Origin of the sequence: Otariodibacter oris (assembly GCF_009684715.1) — a bacterium.
GTDB classification, from domain to species: domain Bacteria; phylum Pseudomonadota; class Gammaproteobacteria; order Enterobacterales; family Pasteurellaceae; genus Otariodibacter; species Otariodibacter oris.
Genome location: NZ_CP016604.1, coordinates 104,532 through 124,294 on the forward strand (window position 1 = coordinate 104,532; position 19,763 = coordinate 124,294).

At 36.2% G+C, this 19,763-nt stretch carries 22 protein-coding genes and 1 tRNA gene; 12 read left to right on the forward strand and 11 right to left on the reverse strand.

Annotated features, from left to right (window positions below; genetic code table 11):
- Nucleotides 1-14: 14 nt before the first annotated feature.
- From nemA to dut, 8 genes are all read right to left on the reverse strand, one after another.
- Nucleotides 15-1,115, reverse strand: coding sequence for an N-ethylmaleimide reductase (gene nemA / locus A6A10_RS00505; RefSeq protein WP_121122971.1), 1,101 nt, complete (start codon nucleotides 1,113-1,115; stop codon nucleotides 15-17).
- Nucleotides 1,116-1,168: 53 nt separating this feature from the next.
- Nucleotides 1,169-1,789 (reverse strand): glutathione S-transferase family protein, encoded by a 621-nt coding sequence (locus A6A10_RS00510; RefSeq protein ID WP_121122973.1) that lies wholly within the window; start codon nucleotides 1,787-1,789, stop codon nucleotides 1,169-1,171.
- A gap of 21 nt (nucleotides 1,790-1,810) precedes the next feature.
- Nucleotides 1,811-3,013 carry an iron-containing alcohol dehydrogenase gene (locus tag A6A10_RS00515; protein WP_121122975.1) on the reverse strand — a complete coding sequence of 401 codons (1,203 nt, stop codon included), beginning with the start codon at nucleotides 3,011-3,013 and terminating at the stop codon, nucleotides 1,811-1,813.
- A 252-nt stretch (nucleotides 3,014-3,265) separates the two neighbouring features.
- Nucleotides 3,266-4,294: a tryptophan--tRNA ligase gene (gene trpS, locus A6A10_RS00520; protein WP_121122977.1), complete on the reverse strand. Its 1,029-nt coding sequence runs from the start codon at nucleotides 4,292-4,294 to the stop codon at nucleotides 3,266-3,268.
- Between the two features lie 225 nt (nucleotides 4,295-4,519).
- A complete protein-coding gene (crp, locus tag A6A10_RS00525) occupies nucleotides 4,520-5,194 on the reverse strand; it encodes a cAMP-activated global transcriptional regulator CRP (RefSeq protein ID WP_121122979.1) in 675 nt (224 codons plus the stop codon).
- A gap of 72 nt (nucleotides 5,195-5,266) precedes the next feature.
- On the reverse strand, nucleotides 5,267-5,491 hold the full coding sequence (locus A6A10_RS00530; protein WP_121122981.1) for a YheU family protein: 225 nt from the start codon (nucleotides 5,489-5,491) through the stop codon (nucleotides 5,267-5,269).
- Nucleotides 5,488-6,102, reverse strand: a complete 615-nt coding sequence (slmA, locus tag A6A10_RS00535) for a nucleoid occlusion factor SlmA (RefSeq protein ID WP_121122983.1) — start codon at nucleotides 6,100-6,102, stop codon at nucleotides 5,488-5,490. Before slmA ends, A6A10_RS00530 begins: the two co-directional genes overlap by 4 nt.
- Nucleotides 6,103-6,144: 42 nt before the next feature.
- A complete protein-coding gene (dut, locus tag A6A10_RS00540) occupies nucleotides 6,145-6,606 on the reverse strand; it encodes a dUTP diphosphatase (protein WP_121122985.1) in 462 nt (153 codons plus the stop codon).
- Between the two features lie 191 nt (nucleotides 6,607-6,797).
- Here dut and A6A10_RS00545 point away from each other — a divergent pair, with 191 nt between their 5' ends.
- From A6A10_RS00545 to A6A10_RS00570, 6 genes are read left to right on the forward strand one after another with little or no spacing between them, the layout of a single operon-like run.
- Nucleotides 6,798-7,178 carry a YbaN family protein gene (locus A6A10_RS00545; protein ID WP_121122987.1) on the forward strand — a complete coding sequence of 127 codons (381 nt, stop codon included), beginning with the start codon at nucleotides 6,798-6,800 and terminating at the stop codon, nucleotides 7,176-7,178.
- A 52-nt stretch (nucleotides 7,179-7,230) separates the two neighbouring features.
- Nucleotides 7,231-7,824, forward strand: a complete 594-nt coding sequence (gene mog / locus A6A10_RS00550) for a molybdopterin adenylyltransferase (RefSeq protein WP_121122989.1) — start codon at nucleotides 7,231-7,233, stop codon at nucleotides 7,822-7,824.
- 8 nt (nucleotides 7,825-7,832) lie between these two features.
- A complete protein-coding gene (glnB, locus tag A6A10_RS00555; RefSeq protein WP_121122991.1) occupies nucleotides 7,833-8,171 on the forward strand; it encodes a nitrogen regulatory protein P-II in 339 nt (112 codons plus the stop codon).
- A gap of 15 nt (nucleotides 8,172-8,186) precedes the next feature.
- Nucleotides 8,187-8,675: a signal peptidase II gene (lspA, locus tag A6A10_RS00560; protein ID WP_121122993.1), complete on the forward strand. Its 489-nt coding sequence runs from the start codon at nucleotides 8,187-8,189 to the stop codon at nucleotides 8,673-8,675.
- Nucleotides 8,676-9,620, forward strand: coding sequence for a 4-hydroxy-3-methylbut-2-enyl diphosphate reductase (gene ispH, locus A6A10_RS00565; RefSeq protein ID WP_121122994.1), 945 nt, complete (start codon nucleotides 8,676-8,678; stop codon nucleotides 9,618-9,620).
- Nucleotides 9,620-9,862 carry an FAD assembly factor SdhE gene (locus tag A6A10_RS00570; RefSeq protein WP_121122996.1) on the forward strand — a complete coding sequence of 81 codons (243 nt, stop codon included), beginning with the start codon at nucleotides 9,620-9,622 and terminating at the stop codon, nucleotides 9,860-9,862. Before ispH ends, A6A10_RS00570 begins: the two co-directional genes overlap by 1 nt.
- 62 nt (nucleotides 9,863-9,924) lie before the next feature.
- On the opposite strand, the gene dapF is transcribed toward A6A10_RS00570, so the two are convergent.
- A complete protein-coding gene (gene dapF, locus A6A10_RS00575) occupies nucleotides 9,925-10,749 on the reverse strand; it encodes a diaminopimelate epimerase (protein WP_121122998.1) in 825 nt (274 codons plus the stop codon).
- A 149-nt stretch (nucleotides 10,750-10,898) separates the two neighbouring features.
- On the opposite strand from dapF, the gene A6A10_RS00580 reads away from it, so the two are divergent.
- Nucleotides 10,899-12,221: an anaerobic C4-dicarboxylate transporter gene (locus A6A10_RS00580; protein WP_121123000.1), complete on the forward strand. Its 1,323-nt coding sequence runs from the start codon at nucleotides 10,899-10,901 to the stop codon at nucleotides 12,219-12,221.
- A gap of 70 nt (nucleotides 12,222-12,291) precedes the next feature.
- Here the strand turns inward: A6A10_RS00580 and selB are convergent, their stop codons facing one another.
- Entirely contained in the window at nucleotides 12,292-14,130 is a 1,839-nt protein-coding gene (gene selB, locus A6A10_RS00585) for a selenocysteine-specific translation elongation factor (RefSeq protein ID WP_121123002.1), read from the reverse strand.
- Complete coding sequence (gene selA / locus A6A10_RS00590) at nucleotides 14,127-15,524, reverse strand: L-seryl-tRNA(Sec) selenium transferase (RefSeq protein WP_121123004.1); 1,398 nt, start codon at nucleotides 15,522-15,524, stop codon at nucleotides 14,127-14,129. The genes selB and selA overlap by 4 nt, the downstream gene beginning before the upstream one ends.
- 63 nt (nucleotides 15,525-15,587) lie before the next feature.
- On the opposite strand from selA, the gene A6A10_RS00595 reads away from it, so the two are divergent.
- From A6A10_RS00595 to rodA, 5 genes are all read left to right on the forward strand, one after another.
- Nucleotides 15,588-15,682, forward strand: a tRNA-Sec gene (locus tag A6A10_RS00595).
- Nucleotides 15,683-15,877: 195 nt separating this feature from the next.
- Nucleotides 15,878-16,192, forward strand: a complete 315-nt coding sequence (rsfS, locus tag A6A10_RS00600; RefSeq protein WP_121123236.1) for a ribosome silencing factor — start codon at nucleotides 15,878-15,880, stop codon at nucleotides 16,190-16,192.
- Nucleotides 16,193-16,660, forward strand: a complete 468-nt coding sequence (gene rlmH / locus A6A10_RS00605; protein WP_121123006.1) for a 23S rRNA (pseudouridine(1915)-N(3))-methyltransferase RlmH — start codon at nucleotides 16,193-16,195, stop codon at nucleotides 16,658-16,660.
- 8 nt (nucleotides 16,661-16,668) lie between these two features.
- Nucleotides 16,669-18,630 (forward strand): penicillin-binding protein 2, encoded by a 1,962-nt coding sequence (gene mrdA / locus A6A10_RS00610; RefSeq protein ID WP_121123008.1) that lies wholly within the window; start codon nucleotides 16,669-16,671, stop codon nucleotides 18,628-18,630.
- A complete protein-coding gene (rodA, locus tag A6A10_RS00615; protein ID WP_121123010.1) occupies nucleotides 18,623-19,750 on the forward strand; it encodes a rod shape-determining protein RodA in 1,128 nt (375 codons plus the stop codon). Before mrdA ends, rodA begins: the two co-directional genes overlap by 8 nt.
- The last annotated feature ends 13 nt before the right edge of the window (nucleotides 19,751-19,763 follow it).

Here is a 19,763-nt window from a genome sequence, read left to right on the forward strand (position 1 = left end):
AGATTAAAATATTACTATAAATGGTGGTAAGGGTAATCCGTATAACCTTCTGCTCCACCGCCATAGAATGATTCTGGGCGTTGTTCATTGAATGGTAAATCTTCTGCAATGCGTTCGGCAAGGTCAGGGGTTGCAATGTAATCACGACCAAAAGCAGCTGCATCTATGAAACCAGCTGTTACCATTTTTTCTGCTTTTTCTGCAGTATAGCCACCTGCGGCAATAATTGTATTAGTAAATGCCTTACGTAAGTTCGCTCTAAAATTATCATTGTAAGGTTTACCACCAGCCCAATCAGGTTCAGAAACGTGTAGATACATTAAATCAAATTGATTAAGTTGTTCAACTAACCAAATTGCTTCTTCTTCGTCATAACCCACATCGATATCGTTAAAATTACCTAATGGTGAGATGCGAACGCCAACATGATCTTTATCCCAAGCATTGACACAAGCTTCAACGACTTCTAATAATAAACGGGCACGATTTTCTCTGCTTCCACCATAGATATCTTCACGTTTATTTGTTTGAGTTGCTAAAAATTGATGTAATAAATAGCCGTGAGCCCCATGAATCTCTACACCATCAAATCCTGCTTCTTTTGCATTTTTTGTTGCTTGAGCAAAATCTGCAATCACTTGTTTAATTTCTTCTAAAGTGGCTGCACGAGGTTTAGTGACCTGAGCGCGAATTGGGTGTCCATTTTCATCACGTAAAGAGGTTCTTGTGTCTATTTCAACCGCAGAGGCAGAAATTGGCGCTTGGTGGTCAGGTTGAACACTTTCATGAGAAACTAACCCTGTATGCCAAAGTTGTAGAACAATTTTGCCACCTTTATCATGAACAGCTTGAGTAATAGGCTTCCAGGCTTCAATTTGCTCTTGAGTGTGAATACCTGGCGCACCTGCATAGCCTTTTGCTTGAAAAGAAACTTGCGTAGCTTCGGCAATAATTAATCCTGCACTTGCTCTTTGGGAGTAATATTCTGCTGCTAATGGAGTTTGAATATCACCCGGTTCTGTCGCTCTTAAGCGAGTAAGAGGTGCCATTACAATTCTATTTTTAAGGGTTTGGTTCCCCATTTTTACTGAGTTAAACAATACTTCATGTTTCATGTTAACGTCCTTTTTATCAATACTGTTAATTTCCAATTTTTATTGTTTGAAAATTAGTTATTTTGTTCTTCAATTTTCATTGCACGTTGAAAACTGTCTAATTGAGCTAAGTTTTCAATATAATGTTTTATGTTAGGGTAATTTTCTAACTGATTGTTTTTATTAAGTATAATAAAGTTAAATGCAAGCATAAAATCAGCACCACTTAGTTTATTTCCAACAATATAAGATTTATTTTCTAATGTTTTGTCTAAATAACTCAGTAATTTACCTTTTTCACTTGAGGTATAATTTTTCAAGAATGGATTATCATCAACTCCAGCTACATGTGTAAATAATTCTAGCAGAAGTGGCACCATTAATGAGCTTTCAGCAAAATGAATCCATTGCACGTACTCTGCATACTCTGGTGTATCTTTTTTAGGCATTAATCTTTCTGATGCAAATTTTTCAATTAATAGCTCAGTAATTGCACCTGATTCAGCAATCACTTGTCCATCTAATTCAATAACGGGAGATTTACCTAATGGATGCACTTGTTTTAAGCTTTCTGGTGCTAAGTTATTATCTTTATTTCTTTTATAACTGACTAATTCATAAGGCTGATTAAGTTCTTCTAAAAGCCATAATATTCTTAGTGAGCGGGATTGATTGAGATGATGTAGTTTAATCATATGAACCTCTTTATATAAATATTAGTTTAATGCTCTTTGCAAAATACGTTTCGATACTTCAAGATCATTTTGGGCATGTTCACCCAATTTAACCATACCATGAGCTTTTAATTGCTCAAGTATCGCTGGAATAGCTTCTTCATTTAAATTTACGTCTGATAATCTAACGGGTAATTCTAATTCACGGAAGAAATCTTCGGTTTTTTGAATTGCTGATTCAATCAACGAATCATCATTCAATTGAGGATCAACTATTTGCCACACATTACGTGCATATTGCAGTAATTTTTCTTTTTTACTTTCTTTTAACTCACGGAGTAAAGATGGCAAAACAATACTTAATGTTCTTGCATGATCAATTTTATAGAGTGATGTTAACTCGTGACCAATCATATGCGTTGTCCAATCTTGAGGAACACCTTGGCCAATTAATCCATTTAATGCCATTGTTGCAGCCCACATAATATTTTTACGCACATCTAGATTATCAGGTTGTACTTTTACTGCACGCCCTTCTTCTATTAAGATTCTGAGTAAACTTTCAGAAAAAGCATCCTGTACTTTTGCATTGACAGGATAAGTGAGATATTGTTCCATCACATGAACAAAGGCATCAGCTACCCCATTCATTACTTGTTTTTCAGGTAATGTTAAGGTTTTTGTTGGATCTAAAATAGAAAACTTCGGATAAACTAATGGGTTGATGAAGGGTAATTTTGCTTGGCGTTCACTATAATTAATGACTCCACCCGCATTCATTTCAGAACCTGTTGCTGGGATTGTTAATACCGTACCTAATGTTACTGACACTTTAGTGATATTTTGACCAAAACTAGTTAATGTTTCCCATGCTTTATCACGAGATACGTTGCCGTCTTCATCCAGTAATTCAGATACTAAAACGATAAATTTACTTCCATCAATTACTGACCCGCCACCGACAGCTAGGACAAAATCAATGTTTTCTTTATTTACAACATCAGCTGCTTTTAATAATGTCGTAAATTCTGGATTGGGTTCAATTCCCCCAAATTCAAAGATTGTTCGACTTCCATTTGCATTTAGTGCTGTTTTAACTTCATCTAAAGTGCCAGTTCGTTTAGCTGAACCGCCCCCATAAGTGATAAGTACTCGAGCCTCTTTTGGTACCAAGTTAGATAATTGCTGTATTTGTCCTTCTCCAAATACAATACGAACGGGGTTATAGTAATCAAAATTGTTCATTAAATTTTTCCTTTTTAGATTTATAAAATTGGAGTATTTCCAATTAATTCGTGACTAGAGTACACTAGATTAGACTGGTCGTCTATTAATTTATGAGAAGGATTAATTATGGTTAATACTTATGTGTTATATGGAAAATGTAGTGAGTAAGGGGTAGTAATAGATACGATAAGATATAATCAGCAATAATAAGCTGTAATCAAAGTATAACAATGGGCATAAAATAAATTTTATGCCCTTTAATTTTATAGTTTACAAAACAAATCCAATCGCATTATAGGCTTTTTCTAATGTGGCCTGTGCTTTTGCTCTCGCTTTTACTGCGCCTTCACGATATATTTTTTCAAGTAATGCTTCATCATTACGGAAGTGGTGGAAACGAGTTTGTAACTCAGTCAACATAGCAGATACTTCATCAGCAACTGCTGTTTTTAAATGTCCATACATTTTACCTTCAAACTCAGCTTCTAATTCTTTAACCGATTTTCCTGTTACACCTGAAAGAATATCAAGCAAATTAGATACACCGGGTTTTTCTTGAATATCATAACGAACAACAGGTGGTTCATCACCATCTGTCATTGCACGTTTAATTTTCTTTGCAACGGATTTAGGATCTTCTAATAACCCAATCACATTATTACGATTTTCATCAGATTTAGACATTTTTTTGGTTGGTTCAAGTAACGACATGACTCTTGCACCCGCTTTAGCAATAAAGGCTTCAGGCTCAGTGAAAATACCCTCAACTAAGTTACCTTCTGCATCTTTTTTACCATATAACGCATTAAAGCGATTAGCGATATCACGTGTGATTTCTAAATGTTGTTTTTGATCATCCCCAACAGGTACTTGATTGGCTTGATAAATCAAAATATCAGCAGCCATCAGCACCGGATAAGTAAATAATCCAACGTTTACGTTATCAGCGTGACGAGCTGATTTATCTTTAAATTGTGTCATTCGGCTCATTTCGCCAAAGTAAGTATAACAATTTAATACCCACGCTAATTGTGCGTGTTCTGGAACATGTGATTGAATGAAAATAGTACTTTTTTCAGGATCAATACCACAAGCTAAGTAAATGGCTAAGGTATCTAATGTTGCTTTGTGTAAAGCAACAGGATCTTGTCGTACTGTAATCGCATGTTGATCCACGATACAAAATAGACATTCATAATCATCTTGCATTTTCGTCCATTGACGTAATGCTCCTAAATAATTTCCTAGGCTAAGTTCGCCAGAGGGTTGAACCCCACTAAATACAATTGGTTTAGACATTATTTTCTTCTCTTTCTTATAAATTTAAAAACAAGCGGTAAGATTGTGGCAGAATTTTGCAAAAAATACCAAGAATCTAATTACTTGGTTTTAATTAAACATAATATGTTTACTACTTTAATTTAGAGGTTTAGCTTTCTTTATCGAAAAGATGAAAAGCCCACATTCTATTTTAGCCGATGCTAAAATAATATGATTAGATGATAGAGCTATTTTTATAAATACTCATCGAGTACCAAATACTACGATAGTTTTACCGTGTGCAGAAATAAGTCCATCATCTTCCAACATTTTTAAAATACGCCCCACAGTTTCTCTAGAACAACCCACCATTTGTCCGATTTCTTGACGTGTGATTTTGATTTGCATGCCTTGTGGATGAGTCATTGCATCTGGCATTTTTGCTAAATTCATTAAGGTCTGAGCGATACGCCCTGTTACATCTAAGAAGGCTAAATTACTAACCTGACGAGATGTCATTCTTAAACGTCTTGCCATTTGTGCAGACAAATACATGAGGATATCAGGGTTTAAATGGACAAGCTGCTTGAACTTTTTATAAGAGATTTCTGCAATTTCACAGTTACCTTTTGTTCTTACCCAGGCTGTTCTAGGTTGAATTCTGTCTTCAAATAAACTGATTTCGCCAACAAATTCGCCTTGCCCTAAATTTGTCAGCAACATTTCTTTACCATCATCATCTTTAATGAAGACAGATACCGCTCCATTAACTATATAAAATAAAGATTCCGCATCTTCTCCTGCATGAATTAAGGTATATTTTGCAGGATAACGATGAATATGGCAGTGAGTGAGGAACCACTCAACAGCGGGATCATGAATGGATGGTACTGGAGATACATTTTCTAACTGAGCAGTTGAAATTGAAACGTCTTTCATAAAAATAAACAGCCTCTAATTCGAAGAATATTAGCTCTATCGCTAATCTAACCCGATAATTTTATCATGAATTCAATTATTCCCTAAGAAAGATTTCTTATCTTTAATATCAATACTTTCATTTAATTCTGACCAGACGATTACGACTTTTTCTGCTTTTAATTGTGCTAATAATTGTTGCCGTTTTTCTTCCAATGAAAGTTCTTTCAGACCGTAATCAGTTCCTTCTCTTAAAATAAATGAATCTAATATATTGTAGAGAGTATCTAACTCAAGTGATTGCCAAGGAATAATCATACTATTTCACTAAAGAGTGGTCTAATAAATACCCATTGTTTTTCAAAATACAGATGAGAATTAAAAACAAAACGAGAGCGAACCATATGTAAAAATTGTCCCTCACAAAAGGTGACTAAATAGCCCGCTAATGCTCTTTCATCACGAAAAACCCGCCCTTCTCGTAATTTACTCATCTGTAAAATATTCATAAATTGCAATTCTAATCCATCAAAGAATTTAGCAACGCGATTTCTTAACAGATCATCTTCAAACATCAAAGCATGACCCGTTAAAATTCGAGTTACTCCTGGATTTTTCTGCGCAAAATCCAAAATGGTTTGAAGAATAGATTTTACTGCTAATTCAGTACTTGGTTTACGCTTACTCGTATTAATATAACTATTCAATGTTTGCTCTATTTTTTCAATAAGTGCTTCAAACATCTTTGTTTTACTTGGAAAATAACGATACAAGGCACCTTCAGAAACGCCCACTGCAGCAGCTAGGCGTTCTGTTGTAACTCGTTGCATTCCATTTTCAGAATTAAGTAAATGAATTAAGACCTCTAAAACCTGTTGTTGTCGTTCTTTAACTGATTTCTTAGGTATTTTAACTACAGGTGACGACATTTATTCTCCTTAACCACTTGATAACAAACATTAATATTAAATTTATTGTTTGCCTGAATGTCCAAAACCACCCATTCCTCTTTCTGTAGTAACAAAATCATTAACAATATTAAAGCTTGCTTGTACTACAGGAACAAATACCAACTGTGCGATTCTATCACCCACATTCACGGTAAAAGATGTTTCACTTCTATTCCAAAGAGATACCATAAGAGGCCCTTGATAGTCTGAATCAATTAAACCAACTAAATTACCTAGTACAATCCCATTTTTATGCCCTAAGCCAGAGCGGGGTAAAATGACTGCAGCTAAATTAGGATCTGCGATGTATATCGATATACCCGTAGGAATAAGTACTGTCTGCCCTGCTTCAACAATTAACGGTTCATCAATTAATGCACGTAGATCTAATCCAGCTGATCCCGGCGTTGCATAAGTTGGAAGAGGAAATTCTGTACCAATACGAGAATCCAAAATTTTTAAATCAATTTGTTTTGTAGTCATTATCTATCCTAATTTTATAATGGAATATGGTCTTTAATAAAATATGCCAAGTATTTTATCACGATTATGATTTTAGTTTTACACATAAAAAATGGTCAAATTCAGTATGGAATATTAAAACTCAAGATTGCAACTTTCTCAAAATCAGCTATGATTTGATTATGCTTTTTATTCTCAATTAATTTTTTATTATGACACTTAAAAAACTTATTTATATTCTTATTGCTTTCTTATGCTTAGCACTTGGAATCATTGGTGTTGTTGTTCCTGGCTTACCCACAACGCCTTTCCTATTAGTTGCCCTTTATTGTTTTGGGAAAAGTTCAGATCGTTTACAAGCGTGGTTTATGACAACCAAATTGTACGATAAATACTTAAAAGAGTATGATCAAAACAGGGCGATGACCATTAGACAAAAAGTAGGGATCCTCGCTATTGCTACCCCTTTCTGTATTTTTGCCCTTTTCGTTTTACCTAATATCTGGGGTAAAATCGCCATAGTGATCGCCCTCATTTTTGAATATTATTACTTCATCTTTAGGATTAAAACTATTAAACCTTTAGAAAACTAATCTGACAAGGTAGAATAGCAAGCTGTCTATTTTTGCAAAAAAGTGAGAGAAAATGACCGCTTGTTTAAACAAAGAAATCCTAAAAATTGGTTTAGTCTCTATATCAGATAGAGCATCTCAAGGTATTTATGCTGATCAAGGCATTCCAGAATTACAATCTTGGCTTGAATCAGCAATTACTACCCCTGTTGAATTTGAAACACGTTTAATTCCAGACGAACAACCGATTATCGAAAAAACATTAATCGAATTAGTCGATCAATCTGCTTGCCATCTTGTACTAACAACCGGTGGTACAGGTCCTGCCAAGCGTGATGTTACGCCTGATGCAACTCTCGCTATTGCTCATCGTGAAATGCCAGGGTTTGGCGAACAAATGCGTCAAGTCAGCTTGCATTTTGTGCCTACCGCTATTCTTTCTCGTCAAGTTGGTGTCATTCGTCATGATTCTCTCATATTGAATTTACCGGGACAGCCGAAAGCCATAAAAGAAACCTTAGAGGGAGTAAAAGATACTGAGGGTAATGTGATTGTTCGTGGTATTTTCAGTGCAGTGCCTTATTGTTTACAATTACTCAACGAAATTTATGTTGAAACCGATCCTAAAATTTGTGACAGTTTCAGACCTAAATCTGCTCGACGTTAGGAATTATTATGAAAAAAATTGAAGCGATTATTAAGCCTTTTAAATTAGATGATGTCAGAGAAGCATTAACTGATGTTGGTATTACTGGTATGACAGTTACTGAAGTAAAAGGCTTTGGTCGTCAAAAAGGGCATACAGAATTGTATCGTGGTGCGGAATACGCGATTGATTTCCTACCTAAAGTTAAACTGGAAATTATTGTAACTGATGAACAAGTGGATGAATGTATTGATACCATTATTGAAGTGGCACAAACAGGTAAAATTGGTGATGGTAAAATTTTTATTTACGATGTCGAACGAGTTATCCGTATTCGTACTGGCGAAGAAAATGAAGATGCAATTTAATTTACAGGGAAAAGAATGAAGAAAACAGGATTAATCTGGTTATGGCTGAGTTTAATAACAATTCTAGTCGACCTTGGAACAAAATATAGTATTGTTCAACATTTTGAATTATATGAAAGTCTAAATATTCTACCTATTTTTGATTTAACTTATACGCGTAATTATGGTGCTGCATTTAGCTTTTTGGCTGATCATTCAGGTTGGCAAAAATATTTATTCTTGGGATTAGCTATTGTGATTTCTTGTGCATTGATCGTGATGCTATTTAAAAATAAGCGAGAATTAAAACTACAAAATAGTGCTTATGCACTTATTATTGGCGGAGCAATAGGTAATGCCATTGATCGTGCTTATAATGGTTATGTTATTGATTTTTTACATTTTTATTGGGATATTTATCATTATCCCGTTTTTAATATTGCGGATGTTAGCATTGTGGTTGGTGCCGGATTACTGATTCTTGAATCCATTTTAGAACACCGAAAATCAAAAAAGAGTGATTAAATGAAAATTATTTTAGCCAATCCAAGAGGATTTTGTGCGGGAGTTGATCGTGCAATATCGATCGTCGAATTAGCCTTAGAAATTCACGGTGCACCGATTTATGTTCGCCATGAAGTTGTGCATAACAGATTTGTTGTTGATGGGCTCAAAGCCAAAGGGGCAATTTTTGTTGAAGAACTGGATGAAGTGCCAGATGGTGCGATTGTGATTTTTTCCGCACATGGCGTTTCTCAAGCAGTAAGACAAGAAGCGAAACAGCGTGAACTTAAGGTATTTGATGCCACTTGTCCGCTTGTGACTAAAGTCCATATGCAAGTCGCAAGAGCAAGCCGTAAAGGGACTAAAGCCATTCTTATTGGACATGAAGGGCATCCAGAAGTCATTGGTACTATGGGGCAATACGATAATCCTGAGGGAGGTATATTTTTAGTTGAGGATGTTGAGGATATTGCTAAATTAGGCTTAAAAGAAGATCAAAACCTCACATTTATGACTCAAACTACCCTATCTATCGACGATACAAGTGATGTAATTGAGGCGTTAAAAGAGAAATATCCTGCTATTCAAGGTCCTAGAAAAAATGATATTTGCTATGCAACAACAAATCGTCAACAAGCCGTCAGAGATTTAGCTCAACTCACGCAACTTGTACTTGTTGTTGGTTCAAAAAACTCTTCAAATTCAAATAGATTAGCAGAATTAGCATCTAGAATGGGGACACCTGCAAAGTTAATTGATGGACCACAAGATATTGATTCTGCTTGGCTAGAAAATATTGATGCAGTAGGGATTACTGCTGGAGCCTCTGCACCTGAGGTATTAGTGCAATCAGTAGTAGAACATCTTAAAAATCTTGGTGCAAACCAAGTAACAGAACTTGAAGGATGTGAAGAAAATACAGTCTTTGAAGTACCAAAAGAATTACGGATTAGAGAGGCCAACTAATGAATCGTTTCAAAATCGAATGGGAATGTCGTCGAGGAATGCGAGAACTCGATAAAATGATTATGCCATTTTATCAACAATATTTTGATGATTTAAACGAGGAAGAACAAAAGACCTTTGTGGAAATGCTCAGTTATAGTGACCCTGAGTTATTTCGTTGGTTCATGCATCAACTTCCTGCTCCTACACCAAAATTACAAGCGTTAGTAGAGTTGATTCGCACTAAATTGCAAGACTACTAAATGATAATAAAGGCATAGTGAAAAACTATGCCTGTAATTTAAATAACAAACTTTTCAAAGGGTTATAGTTTAACAAACCCATCATAAACATGCACAGCATCGCCAGTCATAAATAATGGATGTCCCTCCCCTTTCCATTCGATTTGTAATGGACCACCAGGTAAATCAACTTGGACATTGTTATCTAGTACCCCTTGCATTATTCCAACTGCAACAGCACCACAAGCTCCGCTTCCACAAGCTAACGTTTCACCTGCGCCACGTTCAAAAACACGTAATTTAATATGATTACGATTAATCACTTGCATAAAACCAATATTCGCTTTTTCTGGAAAACGTTCGTGGTTTTCTAATAATGGACCTAATTCATTTACGTTAGCAGTTTGAATATCCTCAACTTGTAAAACACAATGTGGGTTACCCATAGAAACGACACCACATAAAACCGTTTGTATATCGGTTCTCAAAATATAATTTTTCTCAAATTTATTCGCAGTAAAAGGAACTTGTGCAGGCTCCCAGATTGGTTCTCCCATATTGACTCTGATCTGCCCATTTTCTTTTAAGCTTAAGACCATTTTTCCTTTTGCTGTGCTTACTTTAATATCCGCCTTATTAGTTAATCCTTTTAATGTCACAAATTGAGCAAAACATCTTGCCCCATTACCACATTGGGCAACTTCTGAACCATCAGCATTAAATATGCGGTAGTGAAAATCTAACTCTGGATCATAAGGTGGTTCGACTAAAAGTAATTGGTCGAAACCGATCCCAGTATGTCTATCGGCAAGTTTACGAATAATCTCTTCTGTTAAATAAACATTTTGGGTAACACCATCAATTACGACAAAATCGTTACCTAAACCGTGCATTTTTGAAAATTGCATATATGTTCCCGTCATTTTAGAATTTTTATTTGATCTGAATTATAGTGCTAATATGTATTTATTGATATATTTCACGCCCTTTTTATCTTTATAAATTTTTCCTTCATTTTAGATAAAAGGATTCTTTTCACATCACAATGGAGCAAGTTATGTCTGTCATGTTTTTAGTTCAGTTTGCTATTGTATTACTCTGTATTTTAATCGGTGCTCGCTTAGGCGGTATTGGTTTAGGAGTAATGGGTGGCGTTGGTTTAGCAATCTTATCCTTTGGTTTTGGATTAGAGCCTGCTGGGTTACCTATCGATGTTATGTTAATGATTATGGCTGTCGTTTCAGCTGCAGCTGCAATGCAAGCGGCAGGTGGTTTAGATTATATGATCAAAATCGCAACAGCAATTTTACGTCGCCATCCTAAATATATTACCTTTATCGCACCTGCGGTAACGTGGATATTCACCTTCTTTGCAGGTACAGGACACGTTGCGTATTCTGTGCTTCCTGTAATTGCAGAAGTGAGTCGCCACAATGGTATCCGTCCTGAACGCCCATTATCAATGGCTGTTATCGCTTCACAATTTGCGATTGTTGCTAGTCCAATTGCAGCAGCCGTAGTAGCCGTTGTTCACTATTTAGAGCCACAAGGTTTCACATTACAGAGCGTATTATCTGTAACCATTCCTTCAACAATATTAGGTTTGTTCTTCGCTTGTATTATTGTGAATAAATTGGGTAAAGAGTTAAAAGATGATCCTGATTATCAACGTTTATTGAAAGATCCTAAATACGTTGAAGCAAACCATGCAAATACGGCTATCGATAATATTGAAATTACATCCACAGCAAAAACTTCTGTTGCCTTATTTTTAATTGGTGCCTTGCTTGTTGTATTAATGGGTGCAATTCCTTCTCTTCGTCCAAGCTTTAATGGTTCACCGATGGGAATGGCACATACTATTGAAATTGTAATGCTTTCCATCGCTGCAATTATTATTTTAGTTTGTAAAGCAGACAACCATGCGATTACTCAAGGTTCTGTTTTCCATGCTGGGATGCGTGCAGTGATTGCTATTTTTGGTATTGCATGGTTGGGTGATACATTAATGCAAGCACATTTAGGTGAAGTAAAAGGAATGGTATCTGAATTAGTCGAAACTGCACCGTGGGCATTTGCATTAGCATTATTTGTGCTTTCAGTTTTGGTAAATAGCCAAGGAGCAACTGTTGCAACCCTTTTCCCAGTTGCAATTGCTTTAGGTATTCCTGCACCAATTCTTATTGGGGTGTTCGTAGCCGTAAATGGTTACTTCTTTATTCCAAACTATGGACCAATCATTGCATCTATTGATTTTGATAGCACAGGCACAACGAAAATTGGGAAATTTATTTTCAACCACAGTTTTATGATTCCTGGCTTATTAAGTATGGCATTTAGTTTAGGATTTGGATTACTTTTCGCTAATCTATTTCTTTAATATCCATTATTAGTAGACTACAAGCGGTTAGATTTTTGCAAAACTTTGCAGAAAACTAACCGCTTGTTTGTTAGTAAATATCGCTATCCCTCAACAAATGCTCGTTGCCTTTTCTACGTAAAAATCCTGAGCGGTCAAAATATTCAATTAATTGCACAGTAACCTTGCGTCCGTAGCCAATTTGATCCCGTAGTTGATTAACTGAAATTGAGCCATTTTGCTCAATAAATTGTTTGATCTCTTGAGCAAAAATAGAAATTTGTTCTTGTAGCAAAAAGCGATCTTTTACAATAGGCACAAGATAGCCCAACTTACCTGCTTTATAGAGTAAGTTTCGGGTTTCCGTTTCATCCGCTAATAATTCATTCGCTATATCCCGTACCCATAAGGCTTGGTTTGTTTGTTCAAATAGCGGTCGGATCTCTGCCCATTTTTGCAATTCTTCTGCATTAAATTCAATGCGATGCTCTGGCGTGTGAATCCAACCTCGTGTTTGAGCCAGCTTTTTGGTAAGTACTAATTCATCAATAAAATAAGTAATCAAACTTTCAGGCTGTTCAAGAGCTGATAAGCGGTGTAAACGAGCTTTAGTTATGCCTAACTGGTCGTTATGTAGTGCGTGATATTCTGTCAGTTTATCGACTATTCGTTGGTGAATCTGTTGCTGAAAGGCAGAAGTGAATAACCACTTACCATGATGGTTATAATCTAAATTTAATATCTCTGTTTCCTGTACTTGCTCTTGCCACACTAATTGTTCGAGAGGCATTGCTTTGGTTGATAAATAAAGTGCAAAACGATCATCTAAAGTGACCGCTTGTAATAGCTTTTGGAGATAAGCTAAACGCTCATCGCTACGTTTGTGGCGTTTCGGGGAAAAAATTTCTAAAACTTCTGCACCTGCTAAGGTTTGGCTATCGTCCCCACTGCGAATAATCAGTTTATCGCCCAATACAATATGTAGTGGTTCATCTAAAATAATTTCTGCAAAATATTCACCATTTCTGACCGCTTGTTTAGCATTTAATAAATTCACTTTGCCTGTAATGTGGCTGGCATAATGATAAAGATGCACGACAGTATTTTCTTTTAACATTTGATCGGCAAATAAGCGGACTGTAATGCGATCGGTCGCATAATTAGGTTGCAACGAAGTAAGCCAATCCCCACGAGCAATATCTGATTTATCCACATTCACGATATTTAAGGCTAAACGTTGCCCCGCAAGCCCTTGTGCTGAGACTTGATTTTGTGCGTGAATATTTCTAACTCGGACTTTCTCGCCGTTCGATAAATATAATTCATCGCCAATTTTGACTTGCCCTGCAATCGCTGTACCTGTTACTACTAGTCCTGCACCTTTGACATTAAACACTCGGTCAATCGCATAGCGGAAAGGTTTATTAAGTAAATGGCTAGATTTATTTAATTCAATTAAATGTGCTTTTAATTCTGCAATACCTTGCCCTGTGTGAGCCGAAGTCACAAAAAAGTGTGATTGATTGAGAAAGGAGTATTGTTGCTGAATATCACTAATAAGTTGTTCGATACGAGAGGATTCAACACGATCGGCTTTTGTAATGACCACCATAATTTGCGAAAAATTTAGCAATTTTAAAATGGTTAAATGCTCGCTCGTTTGCGGTTTGATCCCTTCTTCCGCCGATACCACCAATAAGGCGTGCTGAATCCCACCTAATCCCGCCAACATATTTGATAAAAAACGTTGGTGTCCCGGTACGTCAATAAAACCTAAAATATCGTTTTCAATCGGCAAATAGGCATAGCCTAAATCAATAGTCAGCCCACGCTTTTTTTCTTCGGGCAAATGGGCTGTATTTGTCCCTGTGAGTGCCTGTAATAATGCCGTTTTACCGTGATCTACGTGTCCTGCGGTAACGATGATCATAATCCATTGTCCTTATCGTTTAACATTGCGATTAAATTTTCAAATTGTGCCACACTGCGTAAATCCAACCACATTTTTTGTTGAGCAAGGCGAACGATAATCGGCTGAGGTAAGGTTTTAAACTGTTGCTCTAGGGCTAATAAATCACGTTGATTTTCACTCGAAATAGTCAAAGCGACTGATTCTATTTTTTCCGTCGGCAAAGCACCGCTACCAATTTGAGCCAAACTCGGTTCAATTTGCAAAATATAACGAGAATCTAACCGCTTGCCTAACACTTGTTTAAGCTGTTGGGCTTTTTCATTCAATTGTTCGATAGATTGTGTGAGCAAATGCAATGTCGGCAAATTTTCCGTAAGTTGATCGGGAAATAGATAATCACGTAAGGTTGCCTCCAAAGCCGAAAGAATCACTTTATCACAACGTAAAACCCGTTTTAGTGGGTGTTTTTGGAGCTGATCAATCCATTGTTTTTTACCGACAATGATACCCGCTTGAGGTCCACCTAATAATTTATCCCCTGAAAATGAAACCAAATCAACACCCGAGGCGACTTTTTGTTGCACCATCGGTTCAGCTGGTAAATTCAAGGCTTTCATATCCGTGAGTGATCCACTGCCTAAATCACTGATAACAGGTAATTGATACTCTTTTCCGAGCGCAACTAACTCCTCTTCACTGACACTGGCGGTAAAGCCTTGAATCTGAAAATTACTGGTGTGGATTTTCATTAAGAATGCGGTATTTTCTGTAATGGCATTGCGATAATCACGTAAGTGAGTGCGGTTAGTCGTGCCGACTTCAACCAATTTACACCCCGCCTGTTGCATAATATCGGGAATACGGAATGCTCCGCCAATTTCAACTAATTCACCACGAGAAACGATGACCTCTTTTCCTTGAGCGAAGGTCGCCAATATGAGCAAAACAGCTGCTGCATTATTGTTTACGACACAGGCCGCCTCTGCCCCAGTAATTTTGTGCAGTAATTCAGAAATATAAATATCTCGATAGCTACGTTTACCTTCTTCAATATCAAACTCTAACGCAACATTATTTCGCATTGCATTAGTTGCTGCTTGAACTGCTCGCTCTGACCAAAGACTCCGCCCCAAATTTGTATGTAACACCGTTCCCGTTAAATTAAACACAGGTTTCATTGCTATCTGCTGTTGAGCGAGTAACTGTGTTTTTAAGTGAGCAAGAAAGGTTGATTCAGACAGTAAAAATTCGGGCAATTTACTTTTTTGTTGAATATGTTTACGGGCCTGTTCGATCAGTTTTCGAGCTTGTTCGACAAAGGCTTGATGTCCAAATTGGGCAATAAAATCTGTGCCAATTGGACTTTTTAGCAATTTATCAATAGAAGGAATGGAGCGAAATAAGTGTTGCATACTGAATCCTATGAGATATTTTGCCTAATTCTAATAAATTCAGTAGAATGGCGCTAGTTTTTCGGAAGTGAGTCATCTCCGGTGAGGTGGCAGGACTTCAAATCCTGTTGAGGACGCCAGCGTTCTCGGGTGGGTTCAACTCCCATTCACTTCCGCCAATCCACGTTTTCCTATGTTCGCTGATGTAATCCTATCACGCTAAAATCCTTGTAAATACTAGCTTTTTAAATTTTAAATGTAATTTAATATAAGTCCATATAACATAGATTGTTACCTGTTATGAGTAACGTAAGTCAAATTTCATGCTATAATTGTCAAATTTTATAATTTATAACGAAATGAAATTACTTATGATAGAAAATAATCTTACCGACTTTCTAACGACTACTTTAGAAGGTTTAAAAGCACAAAATATTCAAGCAATTGATGTTAAAGGAAAATCAAGTATTACTGATACAATGATCATCTGTACAGGTACCTCTAGTCGTCATGTTGCCTCCACAGCTAATAATCTGATCGAAGAAAGTAAAAAAGCAGGCATTGATGTCTTTGCTCAAGAAGGTAAAGCCGTTGCAGATTGGGTTGTGATTGATTTTGGGCAAGCTATTGTGCATATTTTACAAAATGAAAGTCGAGAAATATATCAACTTGAGAAACTTTGGGCATAAATGAAAATCAAACTAATTGCAGTCGGTACTAAAATGCCAGATTGGGTGACCAAAGGTTTTGAATCTTATCAACGTCGTTTTCCTAAAGATATTCCCTTAGAATTGATTGAAATCCCTTCTGGTAAACGAGGCAAAAATGCCGATATTAAGCGAATTTTAGAACAAGAGGGTAAGGCAATGCTCGCTGCCGCAGGGCGTGGCTTAATTGTTACGCTTGATATTCCAGGAAAGTCCTCTACAACAGAGCAATTAGCACAACAATTTGAAGCATGGAAAAATGATGGGCGAGATGTATGTTTGTTAATTGGTGGACCTGAAGGATTATCACCTGAATGTAAATCAGCGGCAGAGCAAAGTTGGTCTTTATCTCCACTTACTCTACCTCATCCTCTTGTTAGGATCGTCGTGGCAGAAAGTTTATATAGGGCTTGGTCATTGACAACAAATCATCCTTATCATAGAGAATAGTTTAGGCTATGTTTAATATTAGTAAATATGGAAAATTAACACCATCAAAAAATTATGAAAAAGTCCGCAATGGAAGAGCTGAAGCGAATTTATTTATAAGACGAGCCATTATTGCTTTTTTAGGCGTATTAGGGTTAACTGGTGTGTTGGTTGCAAATTTATATAATTTACAAGTTCGAGATTACGAATCTTACCAAACGCGTTCTAATGGAAATCGTATAAAATTACTACCAGTACCACCAACCCGAGGGTTAATTTATGATAGGAATGGTAAGGTATTAGCTGAGAATCTCACTTTCTTTGGATTGTATATTATTCCAGAAAAAGTGGAAAATTTAGATGAAACATTCAATGAATTGAAGTTATTAGTTAGCTTAAGCGATGAAGATATTGAAAATTATAAAAAAGAGAAAGTAAGATCTTCACGCTATACTCCTATTTTATTAAAACCTAATTTATCAGAAGAACAAATAGCTCGTTTTGCAGTGTTACAGTACCGTTTCCCTGGATTAGATGTACATCCATATTTTAAACGTACTTACCCTTATGGTGATATTCTAACTCATATTTTGGGTTATGTAGCTAAAATCAATGATAGGGATAAAAAGCGATTACAAGATGAAGGGCGATATGGTGATTATGCTGGATCTAATGATATTGGTAAATTGGGTATAGAAAAATTTTACGAAGAGCAACTTCATGGGACGACAGGTTTCGAAGAAGTTGAAATTAACAATCGAGGGAAGGTGATTAGAAAGTTACATGATCAGCCTGCAATCGCAGGTAGTAGTGTGCGTTTAACTCTCGATATTGACCTTCAACAATATGTTGCGAGTTTAATCGGTAATCATAAAGGCGCTATTGTTGTTCTTGACCCAAGAGATAGTAGTGTTTTAGCTATGGTAACAAATCCAAGTTATGACAATAATTTGTTTGTTGATGGAATTTCGAGTAAAGATTACAAAGCATTATTAGACAATGAGGATCGCCCTCTATATAGCCGTGCAACTCAAGGAACTTATCCTCCAGCATCAACGATTAAGCCATTTATGACGGTTGCTGCTTTAACAGAAGGGAAAATAACTCCAACATCAACAGTTTTTGATCCTGGTTATTGGATATTACCTGGCACAGTACAAAAATTCCGTGATTGGAAAAAAAGTGGGCATGGTAGAACTGATATTAATAAAGCGATTACAGAATCTTCCGATACATTTTTTTACCAAGTTGCTTATGATATGGGAATTGATAATATTTCTACTTGGATGAAACGCTTTGGGTTTGGCATGAAGACTGGTATTGATATTGGTGAAGAGTCAACAGGTGTTATGCCATCAAGAGATTGGAAAAAAAGTCGTTATAAAAAGGATTGGATACCTGGAGATACGATTTCTATTGGTATTGGCCAAGGATATTGGATTGCAACACCCCTGCAGCTAGCAAAAGCGACAGCTGTTTTAATTAATAATGGTCAAGTTAATACGCCTCATTTGATGAGTGAAATTATGTCTGGTGACATTCAGTCTTATAAAGATCCATTGTTATATGAGGATATTGTTGCTCCACTACAATATTGGAATATTGCAAAAACAGGAATGTATAATGTGGTAAACGCTCCAAATGGTACTGCAAGAAAGGCTTTTAGTGGAACGGCTTATCGTGCGGCTGGAAAATCTGGAACGGCACAGGTATTTAGCTTAAAAGGTAAAAACTATGATAAAAATGCTGTCAGAAAGAATTTGCAGGATCATGCATGGTTTACTTCTTTTGCACCCTACGATAAACCAAAAGTTGTAGTTTCTATTATCTTGGAAAATGCAGGTGGTGGTTCTAGTATGGCGGCGCCAATTGCCCGTAAGATAATTGATTATGTATTAGAACACCCATTAGATAAAAAAACGGATAATTTGCAAAATAATTTAGCAAACTCTTCGCTTTCAAAAAAGAATAGTGGGGAATTGCATGAATAAATCATTTTTATCTAGATGTTGGAAAATATTTTCACTAGATTTATTACTTTTACTCGGTCTATTTGCGATTACAGGATATGGATTGCTCGTGCTTTATAGTGCAAGTGGAGCAAATGAAACTATGTTTGTTAATAGATTAATACAAGTATCTCTAGGTATGGGGTTGATGATATTAATGGCACTATTCCCCCCCATGTTTTATCAAAAAATTTCCCCATATATTTATGTATTATGTATTACTTTATTGATTTTAGTTGATATAACAGGTGAAATTAGTAAAGGAGCACAAAGGTGGCTGAATTTAGGTTTTATCCGTTTTCAACCATCTGAAATTGCAAAATTATCTGTACCATTGATGGTGGCTACTTATTTAGGTAATCGAGCTTTACCACCAAATTTTAAAGATACAATTATTGCTCTAGCAATAATCATTTTTCCAACATTATTAGTCGCAACTCAACCAGATTTAGGTACAGCAATACTAATTTGTGCTGCGGGATTATTTGTTTTATTTTTAGCTGGTTTAAGTTGGAAATTGATTTTAGCGGGAGTTGTATTTCTTGCTGGATTCATTCCAATTATGTGGTTTTATCTCATGCATGATTATCAAAAGACAAGGGTTCTAACATTACTAGATCCAGAGAAGGATCCTTTAGGTGCAGGGTATCACATTATTCAATCAAAAATCGCGATCGGTTCTGGTGGTCTTGAAGGTAAAGGTTGGATGGAGGGTACACAATCTCAATTAGAATTCTTACCTGAACCTCATACAGATTTTATTTTTGCGGTACTAGGCGAGGAACATGGCTTAATTGGCGTGTTAATTTTACTTAGTGTTTATTTATTTATTATTGCAAGAGGATTAACAATAGGAGCAAAGGCAACTTCTACTTTCGGTCGGATTATTTCCGGTGGAACAGCATTGCTTTTCTTTGTTTATGTCTTCGTAAATATCGGCATGGTAAGTGGTATTCTACCTGTTGTTGGTGTTCCTTTACCATTAGTAAGTTATGGTGGAACTTCATATGTCACTCTGATGGCTGCATTTGGATTAATGATGTCAGTTTATGTTCATCGAGATCAAAAAGACAAAAATAATCCATACAATCAACTAAAATAATCAATACTACTGA

Coding starts and splice junctions, on each gene's coding strand:
- nemA (WP_121122971.1), bottom strand. CDS start 1,115: ATGAAACATGAAGTATTGTTTAACTCAGTAAAAATGGGGAACCAAACC.
- A6A10_RS00510 (WP_121122973.1), bottom strand. CDS start 1,789: ATGATTAAACTACATCATCTCAATCAATCCCGCTCACTAAGAATATTA.
- A6A10_RS00515 (WP_121122975.1), bottom strand. CDS start 3,013: ATGAACAATTTTGATTACTATAACCCCGTTCGTATTGTATTTGGAGAA.
- trpS (WP_121122977.1), bottom strand. CDS start 4,294: ATGTCTAAACCAATTGTATTTAGTGGGGTTCAACCCTCTGGCGAACTT.
- crp (WP_121122979.1), bottom strand. CDS start 5,194: ATGAAAGACGTTTCAATTTCAACTGCTCAGTTAGAAAATGTATCTCCA.
- A6A10_RS00530 (WP_121122981.1), bottom strand. CDS start 5,491: ATGATTATTCCTTGGCAATCACTTGAGTTAGATACTCTCTACAATATA.
- slmA (WP_121122983.1), bottom strand. CDS start 6,102: ATGTCGTCACCTGTAGTTAAAATACCTAAGAAATCAGTTAAAGAACGA.
- dut (WP_121122985.1), bottom strand. CDS start 6,606: ATGACTACAAAACAAATTGATTTAAAAATTTTGGATTCTCGTATTGGT.
- A6A10_RS00545 (WP_121122987.1), top strand. CDS start 6,798: ATGACACTTAAAAAACTTATTTATATTCTTATTGCTTTCTTATGCTTA.
- mog (WP_121122989.1), top strand. CDS start 7,231: ATGACCGCTTGTTTAAACAAAGAAATCCTAAAAATTGGTTTAGTCTCT.
- glnB (WP_121122991.1), top strand. CDS start 7,833: ATGAAAAAAATTGAAGCGATTATTAAGCCTTTTAAATTAGATGATGTC.
- lspA (WP_121122993.1), top strand. CDS start 8,187: ATGAAGAAAACAGGATTAATCTGGTTATGGCTGAGTTTAATAACAATT.
- ispH (WP_121122994.1), top strand. CDS start 8,676: ATGAAAATTATTTTAGCCAATCCAAGAGGATTTTGTGCGGGAGTTGAT.
- A6A10_RS00570 (WP_121122996.1), top strand. CDS start 9,620: ATGAATCGTTTCAAAATCGAATGGGAATGTCGTCGAGGAATGCGAGAA.
- dapF (WP_121122998.1), bottom strand. CDS start 10,749: ATGCAATTTTCAAAAATGCACGGTTTAGGTAACGATTTTGTCGTAATT.
- A6A10_RS00580 (WP_121123000.1), top strand. CDS start 10,899: ATGTCTGTCATGTTTTTAGTTCAGTTTGCTATTGTATTACTCTGTATT.
- selB (WP_121123002.1), bottom strand. CDS start 14,130: ATGATCATCGTTACCGCAGGACACGTAGATCACGGTAAAACGGCATTA.
- selA (WP_121123004.1), bottom strand. CDS start 15,524: ATGCAACACTTATTTCGCTCCATTCCTTCTATTGATAAATTGCTAAAA.
- rlmH (WP_121123006.1), top strand. CDS start 16,193: ATGAAAATCAAACTAATTGCAGTCGGTACTAAAATGCCAGATTGGGTG.
- mrdA (WP_121123008.1), top strand. CDS start 16,669: ATGTTTAATATTAGTAAATATGGAAAATTAACACCATCAAAAAATTAT.
- rodA (WP_121123010.1), top strand. CDS start 18,623: ATGAATAAATCATTTTTATCTAGATGTTGGAAAATATTTTCACTAGAT.